This window comes from Polaromonas sp. CG_23.6 (assembly GCF_029892315.1).
Lineage (GTDB): Bacteria > Pseudomonadota > Gammaproteobacteria > Burkholderiales > Burkholderiaceae_C > Polaromonas.
Window position 1 is genome coordinate 12,501 of the sequence record NZ_JARXUY010000001.1, and the last position, 12,806, is coordinate 25,306.

At 60.4% G+C, this 12,806-nt stretch carries 5 protein-coding genes (1 of these 5 only partly in view); 2 read left to right on the forward strand and 3 right to left on the reverse strand.

The annotated features are described in order from the left end of the window. A protein-coding gene (locus tag H4V98_RS00055; RefSeq protein ID WP_196865020.1) for an ATP-binding cassette domain-containing protein crosses the window boundary here: on the forward strand, positions 1-1,240 show its 3' portion. It extends 689 nt beyond the left edge of the window; only the last 1,240 of its 1,929 coding nucleotides appear in the window; its start codon lies off the left edge, out of view; it ends in the stop codon at positions 1,238-1,240. A gap of 170 nt (positions 1,241-1,410) precedes the next feature. Further along, complete coding sequence (locus H4V98_RS00060; protein WP_196865021.1) at positions 1,411-3,087, forward strand: phospholipase D family protein; 1,677 nt, start codon at positions 1,411-1,413, stop codon at positions 3,085-3,087. 240 nt (positions 3,088-3,327) lie between these two features. Here H4V98_RS00060 and H4V98_RS00065 read toward each other — a convergent pair whose 3' ends face one another. The 3 genes from H4V98_RS00065 to H4V98_RS00075 all read right to left on the reverse strand — a co-directional run bounded on the left by H4V98_RS00065 (position 3,328) and on the right by H4V98_RS00075 (position 12,770). Continuing rightward, positions 3,328-5,709 carry a hypothetical protein gene (locus H4V98_RS00065; RefSeq protein ID WP_196865022.1) on the reverse strand — a complete coding sequence of 794 codons (2,382 nt, stop codon included), beginning with the start codon at positions 5,707-5,709 and terminating at the stop codon, positions 3,328-3,330. Between the two features lie 135 nt (positions 5,710-5,844). Beyond that, positions 5,845-11,313 (reverse strand): hypothetical protein, encoded by a 5,469-nt coding sequence (locus H4V98_RS00070; protein WP_280757177.1) that lies wholly within the window; start codon positions 11,311-11,313, stop codon positions 5,845-5,847. Between the two features lie 221 nt (positions 11,314-11,534). Beyond that, complete coding sequence (locus H4V98_RS00075) at positions 11,535-12,770, reverse strand: hypothetical protein (protein WP_196865024.1); 1,236 nt, start codon at positions 12,768-12,770, stop codon at positions 11,535-11,537. Positions 12,771-12,806: the final 36 nt, after the last annotated feature.

Genomic DNA, 12,806 nt, shown 5'->3' on the forward strand with positions numbered 1-12,806 from the left:
GTACCTGATCCAGAAGGAAGACCAGATGGCACAGGAAGCCGTGATCTTTGCCAAGGCGGACAAGCTGCTGGCGCAAGAAGAAGTCTGGATTCGCAAAGGGGTCGAGGCACGCCGCACGCGCAGTACCGCCCGCATCGTACGGCTTGACGCGCTGCGGGAAAATCGCTCAGCCCGGCGCGATGCGGTCGGCCGCGTCAATCTGGATGTTTCCAGCGGCGATAAAAGCGGCAAGATCGTGGCCGAGCTTACCGACGTGTCGAAAAGCTTTGGCCATCCGGGCTCTGAGAAGATCATCGTCAACAAATTCAGCGGCACGCTGCTGCGCGGCGACAAGATCGGACTGCTCGGCCCGAACGGCGCGGGCAAGACCACGCTGCTCAAGCTCATTCTTGGGGAACTGCAGCCTGATGTGACCATTCCGCCCGGCAAGATCCGTCAGGGCGCAAATCTGCAGGTGGCTTACTTTGACCAGATGCGTGACGCATTGGACCTGGACTCGACACTGGAAGACTTCATCAGCCCGGGCAGCGAGTGGGTCGAGATCAATGGGCAGAAGAAACACGTCAAGAGCTACCTGAGCGACTTTTTATTCAGCCCCGAGCGCGCCCGCTCCCCGGTGCGCAGTTTGAGCGGTGGCGAGCGCAACCGTTTGCTGCTGGCGCGTCTGTTTGCGCGGCCTGCCAATGTGCTGGTGCTTGACGAGCCCACCAACGACCTGGACATCGACACGCTGGAACTGCTGGAAGACCTGCTGCAAAACTACGAAGGCACGGTGTTTCTGGTCAGCCATGACCGCCGCTTCCTGGACAACGTGGTGACCAGCACCATTGCCTACGAAGGCACGCCCGAAAACCCTGGCTTCTGGCGTGAGTATGAAGGCGGCGTGACCGACTGGATCACGCAGTCGAAACGGGCGGCGCAAATCACTGGCGGCAATAAAACGGCGGCTACCGCCTCCAGCTCCAAAAACAAGGACAAAAACAATGCGGAGCCCAATAAAGACGAGCGTGAGCAGCTATCAAAAAAGAAACTGAGTTACAAGGAGCAGCGTGAACTCGACGGCTTGCCGGCACTGATCCAGCAACTCGAATCGCAGCAAAAGGCGATCGGGCAGGAGCTTTACGACGGCACGCTGTACACCAGCAATGCCAAGCGGGCGGCCGAACTCACGGCGCGCAACAGCAAGATCGAGGAAGAACTCATGGATGCGCTGCAACGCTGGGAAACGCTGTCAACCTGAGCCTTTTCAATATGGCGGCCCGCATAGCATGCTGCGCTCCAGCGCAAGCGGGCAGCCATACCGCAATAGCTGACCCTGACCTCAAGCTTGCCACCTACAAAAAGTAGCGGCTCCAGCGCGTCCTTGTGAGTATGTAAAAAGCGCGGCCTTGCGCTAAAGTGGCCAGCATCATGCAAACCACTGTCGCGCTCGGCCCCAGCCCTTTTTCCGTCTTTCAGGCCAGTCGGCATGGTGGTGTCCAACACTGGCTGGCCCTTGCATTTTTCAGTGTCTGGATGACCGGATGCGCCTCGCTGCCAAGCCAGGTGGACCGCCCGGTGTCAACGGCGCTGGCAAATCCGATGGAAACCCGGCTGGGCCAGCTGGTGCAGGCGCGCGCCGCACGGGCGGGCACGCGCAATGACTCCGGATTCGCACTTGTCGGCAATGCCGAACTGGCCTTCACCAGCCGGATGACACTGATCAAGGCGGCGCAAAAAACGCTGGACATCCAGTACTACGCCATCTTTGCCGACGACACCACCGAACGCATGTTCGAGGCCCTGCGCGAAGCAGCCGGACGCGGCGTTCGTATTCGTATCCTGCTTGATGACTTCAACACCACGGGCAAAAATGCGCAGGTGCTGAAGCTGGCATTTGAAAAAAATTTCGAGCTGCGCCTGTTTAACCCGCTGCCCGGTGGACGCGCATCGATGATGCTGCGGATTTTGAGCAACCTCAAGGATGTGGCGCGCATGCAGCGACGCATGCACAACAAGATTTTTGTCGCCGACAACGCCGTCGCCATCACCGGCGGGCGCAACCTGGGTGAAACCTATTTTGGCCAGAGCGAAGGCACCAATTTCATCGACATCGATGTGCTGGCGGCGGGCCGTATTGCACGCGACCTGTCACGAAGTTTTGACCAGTACTGGAACAATCCACTGGCCTATCCGGTGCAGTCGCTGATGACCGAGGAAGAAATCAAGGCGCTCAAACCCCAACCCGTGGCAGCCGATCGGGGTGCGCCTTACAGCGCCATGCAGCCAGTGGCAAACGCGGCCGGAGCACCGCCCGTCAAGGCCGTAGCCGCTGATGCCCCAAACGCCCTGCCCGATTCAACCGACCTGAGTTTGTTGACTTGGACCTGGGCGCCGTCCGTTTTACTGGTGGACAAGCCCTCAAAAATTGCCAGGGATGCCGACGACGTGGCAGGGACACAGGAAACGGCTGTCGATGGCCTGCTGCAGCTCATGTCACAGGCCAAGGCCGATCTGCTGATTGTCTCGCCATACTTCGTTCCGGGCGACATGATGATGGGTCAGTTTGCCGAGTTGCGCCGACGTGGCGTCAGGGTGCGCGTGCTGACCAATTCGCTGGCCTCCAACGACGCGCCCGCAGCCCATGTGGGCTATGCGCGCTACCGTAAAGCATTGCTGGCGATGGGCGTCGAACTTTATGAAATGCACGCCGAACAAGAAGGGACGGTCAGGAATTTCGGCTCCGGCATTGGCTCCACAGGGGGTTCAAAAAGCGGTTCGCGCGCCAGCTTGCATGCCAAGGTGTTCGTGATGGATGGCCGTTTGCTGGTAGTGGGGTCGATGAACCTGGACCTGCGCTCGAAACTGCAAAACAGCGAAGTTGCCGTCATCATCCGCAACCGCGCACTGTCACAGGAAGCCACGCAAATGATTGAGCCTGCCATGGCCAACGGCGCTTACCATGTCGAGCTTGTAAACGAGAAACTGGTATGGCGTGCGCCGCAAGGTTCAGGTCTCGACGATTCGACGAATGAGCCTGATGCCAGTCTGACCCTGAAACTGCTGCTCAAACTGTTCGGGCCGTTGGCACCGGACGAGATGCTTTGATGACTCGCGCGGGATGCGGCATTTCTGGATGGAAAGTGTCCAGGCATTGAAACACTTGGGCTATGAACACTGCCTGAAGCTCGCATCAATCGCCAGCCTTGCAAGTTAAAGCGCAGGTCCCCAATGACTTGCGATCACCCGAACTAATCCAAATCAATATGCTACATATTTAATAGCATAGAATCCTTTTGTATATTGCGCAAAAGGCTATCAAAGACAGAAATTTTACCTCCTGTCTAATTATTTGAGACGCACCCGAAAACGCAGTTCAAAAAAAGGATTTGCCCCGCCGCTGGCAGCGGCAAGCGTGCCTTTGGGGTTGAGTCGAATACATTTGACGGCCAAATCGTATTGGGCGGCAGGAACCGGCGCATAGCCGAACGTGCTGCAGTCGCTGTTTGAAAAAGTCGCGTCATCGGCTTTCCAAGTCAGCCCGCTACCGGGCGTTCCCTGAACGAAGGCAATCGGCCCGGAGCCGGTAACCCCCAGATCGCCCACAAACAATTCGGTGTTGGCAGGCATGGGGTCGATGATGACAATACTGTCAACGCCCGCACTGACCAGGCCGGTATTGGTGACGCGCAGCGTGTACAACACTTCGGCGCCGGGAATGTTTTTTGGATTGGTGGCAAGGTTGAACGGGTCGCTGATGACCGACACGGTTTTCACAAATACCAGGCTGGGCGGGCTGACGATGGTCAAGATGTCTGTAACGAGAGCGCTGTTGGTGCCGCCATTGGCAGAAACAAGCGCGCCTACAGGGATGACGTTGGTGTAGGTACCGAGTTCCGAAGCGGTGACTTTGATGCTGAAGGTACAACTGCCGTTGGCAGCCAGGCTCCCGTTGTTGAGGCGAATGCCTTTGTCTGCGGCAGCAAGCGTATTCCCACCGGAGTCCAGCAGCACTCCTGGGCTGCAGCTATTGGTGATGGTTAGCGGAGCCGCCACTGTCATCGCTCCGGGAAGGGTGGGAAACACGTCATTCAGTCCGATTCCAGTGATTGGCACACTGTTGGGGCTGGTCAAGGTCACGCTGAGCGTGGAAGTGCTGCCGGGCGTAACCGTATCCGGGTTGAAATTTTTGACAATAACGACAGCGCATTCGGCGCCGGACCTGACACCCGGAATCGCCGTGCTGCTGAGCGAGGCTCTTGAACCGCTCTCTCCGGCTGTTGCGCCAAAGTTGGAGCCGCCTGCGGTCGTGCCAGGCGCACCACCGGCGAAATTGACCGATGTGGACATTACCGATGAAGATGCAACATAACCGCCACTGCCGCCACCGCCGGGCCCGTGTTCGGGTGCCGTAGAGCCGCCTGCGTTGGTGCCACCATTGCCGCCATTTGCCTGAACACTGAGCAACCCGGAACTGACGGCCTTTACGTACACGAGCACTGAGCCACCCGCGCCGCCGCCGCCAGAGCCGTCGTTTAATGCACTGTTGTTGGCATTGGCGCCATTGGCGCTGATCGTGCCGCTGCCGTTAATGAGGCTCGCGCGAATCATCACCATGCCGCCGCCCGCTGCACCACTGGAAGCAAAACCCGCTCCGCGGTCGCCGGTGCCGTTGTTGTTGGTTCCCGAGCCTCCGCCGCCGCCCAGAAACATACGTCCCGGGTTTAAAAAAGGGGAGTAATCAAAGCCTCCAAAGCCGCCGGTGGGAGAGGCGCTGCGCCAACCATTGCCGCCCTTGCCGCCGCCACCTGCATTCGAGCCACCACCGCCTCCTGTGTTCTCTTTGTTGTCTACAGGATTTCCGTCAGTGCCGCCGCCTCCTGCATTGCCAGGCGCGCCCCGCGCGTGGCTGCCATTGGGGTAGCCTTCACTACCGGTGTTCAAAAGCACGCCCAGGTTATTGACATAGCGAGGTGTTCCGGCAATACCTTCGCCTTTGGAGCCATTGTTGTTATTGGCAGCGTTGGTGCGGTAATCGGTATTGGCGCCGGGCCCCCCCGTCAACTCCCGGGCGGCGCCGCCGCGAAATCCAAGGCCATTGACGCTTACCGTCGCGCCGCCAAGCGTCAGCTGCCCTGCCACATCGAACACCAGAACGCCGCCCGTGCTGCCATTCCAGGCAATTGCGGTCAGCCCTGAACTCAGGGTCGCGGTGGTGTACTGCGGGACACGCACGATCTGAAAACGGCGCTGTCCCTGCGTATTGCTGGCATCCGCATTGGTATAGCTGTTGAGCAAGCCAGCGCCACTGCCGCCCACAACAGTCACTGCTCCACCGCCGATGGCTGCGGCGCTGGTGGCGCGCACATACTCATACAGCCCGGCACTGTTCAATGCAGTCGAGCCGGAGGCCGGGTTAAGACCGTTGCCGCCGCCATAAGTGTTGTCATTGCTGCGATCGATCGCAGCATCCTGCATCTGAATCACCATCAGCAAGTCCCCAATGGCTATGGCCGCGCCTGAACCAGACGAGGCGCCCAAAACAATGCTGGCGGCACCAGCACTGGCACTGGCTGTTCCTGGCCAATAGCGATTGATCACGCCGTTGAGCGTGCCGCCGGGACCGTCTTTCCCAGGCGTGGCGCAATTGAGCGCTGCCGCCGAAAAAGACAGCATGGCCACCATCAAGCCGGTCAACAACCGCAGCCATGCTCTTGCTCCCTTAGTCATCTGCCAGGCCTGCAGTTGTTTCTCTGTTATGCATCTCAAGCACTGCCAGCAACTGCATTGCGCTGCAGCCGCTGACGCCAGCATGGATTATTTTCATAGTGGAAGTGACGGGTCGCATGGAATCAACAGTAAAGCCTAGCGGGCCAATTGACCCTCGTTCCGGTCAGTGAGGATGAAGGAATCCTGGTCAAACTTGACGCGCAGGTTCAGGTAAATGCCACGGGCGCGGTATTCGGCGCCAGCAAAATCGGCATCGAGAAAACCGCGCTGGTTGTAGCCCACGCTCAGCCAGGCATTGTCAACCAGCTTGAAGCCCAGCGAAACGCCCAGTTGGTAGTTGCGTGTGCCCGCCTGCCAGGAGTGCAGCATGCCGCCATGCAGCCCAATGTCCCAGCGCTTGCCCAGATCTTGCCGCGCCTCAATGCCGATCAGGTCGGTGAATCCCTTGTAGGCGGTGCTGTCGATGCTGTCATGCACATACTTGAGGCCGTATTGCAGGGCAATCTGCGTTTGGCGCTTCGGCATCCAGTTGACATTCAGATTATTGATGAGCTTTCGGGTCAGCAAACGTCCCGCCAGATCCTGGCTGGACTCGTGGATGTATTGCAGCCGGTCAAGCCAGATCCACTCACTGTTCAGGGGCCGGTGGGCATAACTCAAACGGGTGTCCGCCCGGGTGGTGTCCACGGTGCCTTTGACCCGGTTATAGATCAGGCCGACGGCCATGGTGCGGCTCTCGTCAAGGTTGCGCTGCGCACCCAGCAGCAGGTTGACTTTGGTGTCCGTGTCGCTCCCGCGCCATTCGAGCCGGGCATTGCTGCTCCAGTCGCTTGCTTTGTAGGCGCCGCCGATAAACAGGGCGGTGTAGTCACCCGTCACCAGGCTGTTCGTGACGCCAGGCGTGGTGTTTGACGAGGCGCTGGAAAACCCGCTGGCGCCAAGCGTGCCGGACGCCAGCGGCTGCGCCGTGTTGAATGGGTTGAGCGCTGAGCCGCGCAGCGTCTGCGACCGGTCAACGCCAAAATCGGCAGCCCATTGCTCACTGATTTGCAGCTTTTGCACCAGCCCGAGGTTGGCATATACGCGGCCACCGTCGAGTCCGGTCTGGTTGCCCAGTGACGAGGCCACTTCAGCGCCGGTCCAAGGCTGGGTGCGCAGGCCGACGCGCGTGGTGTCGGCCTTGAGTTCACCGCTGCGCGCCAGTTCATGCTGGGCAAACACAGTCGTTTGCAGGTTCAGCTTGTAATCGAAGCCCAGGATCAGCCGGTTAGGGAAGCTGACGCTCCCGCCATCGACATGGCTGCCCAAGTCCTGCTCGTTGCTGGCGCGCAGGAGCAGCTGCTTGTCCAGCAATTCATAGCCTAAACCGGTGATGAGCTGGCGCACGCTGGCGTATTTGCCATTGCCGTCGGTTTCACTGGCTGCGCGCACGCCGGCGCTGGCGGTAAGTCCTTCATTTTTCCATTGGCCACGGGTCTCCAGCACCTCGCGCTGGGCGGTGGTGACCAGGTTAGTCTGGCGGTAGGTTTCGGCCTGGAGCTGCACCGACTCAGACAGCTGGAGCCGTGCGTCGGCGCCCATCTTGCGCGTTCCGGCTTCGGAGCCGGCCTGCTGGCCCAGGCCGAAACCAGCGTCTTGCTGGCGTGCGTAGGCGCGTGCAGCGGTGTTGCCCTCGACATGGCTCAGCTCGACCAGATAGGCACTGCCGTTTTCCTTGCCAAGCACCGAAGTGCGCTGGCTGGTGGCAATTTCGGTACGCAGCTTGGAGGTGTCGCCGAAACGAACCGTGCTGTCTGCGGCCGTGAGCCTAGCCTCCCGGCCCACATTGCCTTCATGGAGGCGGCTGAATCCCACCTCGCTTTTCTGGCCCAGGTTGTCGCCGACTTTCATGGCAACGCGGCCGCCGTATGTCAGCTTGGCGTCGGCTTGGCCGCCGGACTCATATTCAGCCACGATGAACACCGGGTTGAAATCAGCATCACGCGAGGCAATCGGCTCGCGGAAAAACACGGTGCCCAGCGCATAGTCAATCTGGTAGTCGAGGTAGCGGGTGAACGTTCGGGTGCTGATGATGATTTCGGGGCGGAAACGGTCGCGCACCTCGATGCGCAACTTGTCCGAATTGACTACGATATCGCGGCTGGCCAGGCGATACAGGCCAGACGTGCCATCGCCCTGGATTTCGTCTTTGCGAAAGCTTTGCGCGGTCATGCTGGCAAAGGCGTTATAGCCTGTGCGCTCGCTCTTGAATTCTGATTTAAAGCCATTCAGCGTACGGCTGTAGCGGCCCAGTTCGGACACCGTCAGGCCGGTGTCGAAGTCGCCGAACATTGCATAAAACTGCGTTTTTTCAATCTTCAGGTAGAGCTTGCGCGCGCTGGCGGCGTCAAACTGCGGCTGGGTCGCATCGGCATACAGCGTGTAGAACCGGTTCGGATCAACCGCCTGATTCAAGGCCTGGCTGAACGGCTGATTCAGTGCCATGCTGCCGGCGGCATTCTTTTCCTTGGCGCTGTCGTAGGCCAGGGTCATCAGGTATTCGCCCTTGATCTGGCCCTTGGCATAAAAGGCCACGCGGTTCTGGTCGAACAACTGCTCGCTGGCACCGGCCGCCTGCAGGCCGTCCATGTTGCCGCTCAGCTTCTTGAAACCCGTCGTTCCCTCGGCAAAGCCGACCAGCACCCATTCACGCAGGTCGGGCGTGAGCCAGGTCCTGATTTCTTGCTTGCGGTTGTTGCCGAAGTCGAAGTCGAGCACCACCTCGCCGGCCTGCGTGCTGGGTTGCAGCGCAATCAGCGCGATGCCGTCATCGCCAATTTCATAGCGCGCCTTGGCGCCGAGGTTGCCAGTCAGGGGCTCACGCTGAATCGCGTCAGCCTGGTCTTGCGACAGATAGGGCGCTGCGAGCTGGAACAAACCGCCCGTGCCGCGACGTACCGGCTGGCCGTCCTTGTCAAGCATGCGTACGGCAATGACCGGGGGTGTGCGGCCATCGGCGATCAGTTGCGAGCGCTTGAGGTCAAACACTGCAGAGGCCGGACCTAAAGCGTAGTGAATGGAACGGCTTTCGTGCAGAACGACTTGGCCTTGTGGGTCGCGCACAGTCAACTCCATCAGGTTGGCGCCATCGCGCAGGTCCACGGCGCTCCAACTGGACAGCACCAATGTGCCGGCCGGGTTCGTCACGTTACCTTCGTAACGCAGGGGATTGACCAGCGCGCCGTTGACCTTTAACTCCAACTGATGCTGAGGCTCGTGTTTGACTGCCACTTTGATGACCGGCAGTGCCGGGGCGAAGCCACTCTGCGGATGCAGCCACTCGGTTCCGGGCTTGGCAGTGGCAAACCAGTGGTCGTCATAAGGCAACTTCTCGACCAGTTGCAGTCCAGAAACAACACCACTCGCTTTGGACATCAAGACAGCCGCTTTGGGCGCTGGGCGCATGGCAAGAAGCGCAGGCAAAACCATCGACGCGCACTGGGCAGCCTCTGTCTCTGGCGCTTTGAGGTGCAAGGGCAGCAGACCTTGCGCTGGCTGGTCGATAGGCTGGACCTGCACCAGCAAATCCAGATTCCCCAAAGGCACAGAGTCCAGCTCGAAAGTCAGCAGCCGTTGCCAATTCCCGGTCTGCGCGCCCAGCCGCGCCACCAAGAATCCATCCGGCAGTTCGGCGTGCGCAAAAGGTTTGGCGTCGAGCATGACACTGCCTTGCACCACCTTGGCGCCAGGTGGCAGCAGCACTGTCGCGCTGACCGCCAGGTTGCCGACGGGAGCTGCAAGCCGCAGACGCACCATCTTGCCTTGCACGTGCAATTGCTCGTTCAGGCAACTGGCTATCCGCTTGAGCCGGAAATCAGCACGCCACAGGGTGCCGCCGCGCAGATTGACGAACTGCGAGAATTTGCGGCCGCCGGTGCGGCTGTTGTCCTCGCAGGCTTGCAGCGCAAACCCCTGGGGCAGGCTGGTTTCGTCAAGTTGCACGACGTGGGTGCCGGAACGAATGTTGTCGGCATGCCAGCGGCCTTCCTGGTCGGTCACGATATAGGTGCCATCCTGCAACATGACGCGCACGCCTTTCAGGCCCAAAGGCGCACTGGCGGCATCGCCTTTTTCTTCGCCTGGCGCGTCCTGTTTGTTGTCGCATGACTCAACTTGCGTCACGCGGCCCACCAGGATGGCGCGGCTGCGGTTGAGGTCTTCGCTCACCAGCACACTGGCGCGGGCGATGTTGGAGCTGGCGCCGCCGATGGCCTGCGCGGTGTTTTCTGCCTGGCCGGCCCGGGCGCCTGAGCTGACGGCCGCCACATAGCGCAGGCTCAGGCTGCCATTGCCGGGCAGTGTGCCGAGGCGAAACTCCAGGCCGCGTCCGTCGGCGCTGATCACGGGGTCTGCCAGGACGGCTTTGTCCAGCCGGGCCGAACCGGCCTGATAGCGAAACCCCAGGGGAAGCCGGTCGGAAATGCGCAATGCGGCCACCGGATGTTTGTCGCTATTGCTGACGGTGACGGTGTAGGGCACGAATTCGCCAATGGCAACGACGGCCTTGCCGGCACTTTTGGAAATCTGCACACCCGCCAGGGAAACCGGGTCGAGCGGCACGTCGATTTCGATCGGCGCGCCGGGAAGCACCTGGAAGGTTTCGCCGCGCGACCCGGCAGCGATGAAAAAAGGCGCACCGGGCAGTGCCTGCAGGACCGGGCTGGCCACCAGTGAGGCAAAGACGTAGCTGGCCGGTGGCGTGATCGCCAGGCGGTAGTTGCCAGGTGCAATGCGCGGAAACTGGTAGCGCCCTGGGGCGGCAGCGTACACGGTGCCGCCACTGTCGGTTACGCTGGTGCCGGTGATGACGGTGGACGGATAGACACTGGTTCCGTCGTTGCCCAGCACCGCTGCAGGCTGGCCGGTTGCCAGGCTGATCAGCGTGACCTGAGCGCCACTGACCGGCAGGCCGGTAGAAGCGTCAAACACCAGACCAAGCGGGTCTACAAGGGCTGCTGCGGTAATGGCGACGTTGTTGGTCGACCGGTCCACGTAGGTGGCCTGCAATTTGTAATTACCACCAATGTTGAGCACGCAGTTGCCGGACTGTGCTGTGCTCGACGAAGTTGGAATGGCCCCGATGAACACACCGGTGGACGGGCCGGTTTCGGTCAGCCGAAGCGATTCGGTGTCAACACCGTTGCTGGACACGGTGACCACCACGGTTTCTGCCACCAGTGGGTCCAGATTGTGGTCATAGTCGATCACGCGCACGAACACCAGGTCGCCGCTGGCATACAGGCTGGCCGGTGCCAACAACAGCGGTCCGGGCACCGTCAGCGCCGGACCGTCCGGCGGCTTGGGCGCTGGCAAGGGTTTGAATCCGGCGCCCGCGTTGCACTGCGTCACTGGCACATTCTGGGTAATTGCACCGCCGACCGGCAGGCCCGCCGCGCTGGACACATATTGCATGAACGTGATGGTTGCGGGGGTGCTGGACAGGGTCTTCACGGTCACCGAGCCGCTTACCGTGACCTGCGCTCCAGAAATGCCGTAGCTGGCGCTGGCCGTGTTGGTGATCGGCGTGTTGGGCGGCGTGGCACCCAGGGTAATGCTGGTGGCCAAACTGGCAAGAGCGGCCAAACAGCGGGTCAGAATTCGGCACGCCAGTGAAGTACGCGCGCTGGAAATCAAGGCAGAACCGGCCTTTGCATGAACACCAGACGTACCCATGCAAAGGCCCGCCGAAGCGGACCCAGGCGAGAAAATGGCAACTGCTGCAGCGCGGCGAACCGCGCTGCAGGGCTGCAACACCCCGTCCAAAAGCATCCAGGAAGGCGCGAAGGTCAGTTGATCTGTACGTTGAAAATCAGCGAGATGGATTCGCCCGTTTTCAACTCACCAGCGGCATAGCCGATATCGACAGGCAGCACCGTTCCCAAAGTGGCGGTGATCACGTTCGCGGCAAGGTCCACGCCGTCGGCGGAACTTGTCGAGGTGAAATTCTTGGGAAAGCCCGTACGTGTACCGCCCGTCTTGGTGATTTGAAAGCCTGATCCCGCTGCCGATGTAGGGGTGCCGGTTGTCGAAGAACAGGTGATTGCGGGTGCGGCGGTGCCCGTGCCCTGGACCAGATTGGGGTCGAAGGTGACCGAAGAAACCAACGTGTCGGTGATGGTGTTCAAAGTAGCCGAAGACGCACCCGAATTGGTAATGGTGATGGTGTAGCGAACCAGTGTGCCTGGAATATTCTTTTGATTTGCGCTGCCGTTGAGCGGATCGCACAGCGGCGTCGCTGTCTTGGCAACGGTCAGAGCGGCTGTCACAACCCTGTACGCATTACGCGCAGTGGCCTTGGCATCGCGCGCCGGGCTGGCGCCGACAAATTCCAATTCGGTGGTTGCCGCATCGGCAAACACAATGTCCACGCCGACCGTATTGGCGCCGGTGGTTTGCACCACTGTCGTGGCCGTGCCTGTTGTCGTGGTCGTGGCGGTCAGGCTCACATTGGCTTGTTGGCCATTGGTCACAGTGGCCGGTATGTCTGCGACGATATAAACCGTTCTGGTCGTGTCTGGCGCCAGTGTCAATATTGCCGTCGCCGTGTCTTCCAACGGCTGATAGCCGGGTGTTGTGCCGCTTTCAACAAAAACGCGGATATTGCTCACATCAATGTTGTCAGCGCTTCCGGCAATGTTGGCACCGCTCGTGTTGGCGCCTGCGAGGGTATAGCCTTGCGCCGTGTTGCCCAGATTGGTGAGGGCAAACGCGGTCACCTGGTTAGTGGCACCGGGCACGACGCTGGCAACCAGACTGCCCGACTCGATCAGGCTGAGGTTGACCTTGTTGTCCACCGTGAACGAGGTGGGGGTGCCTGCGCCCACGGTATTGCCGCCTGCCGATGAACCAATGGGGGGCTGGGCTGTCGAGCCAACCGTGTAATTGAGCGTGGCCAGATTGCCAATGTCGGTGCCGGATACCGTGCCTGCCGCATGGGCTGCGCCACCGCACAAAATGCCTGCCATGGCAAGGGCCAAGGCTGTTCCGGATTTAGCCCAGGGGTTGCTGAAAAGTGAGTTCATGTGTTTTCTTTATAAAAATAAAAGCTTGAAAATAAG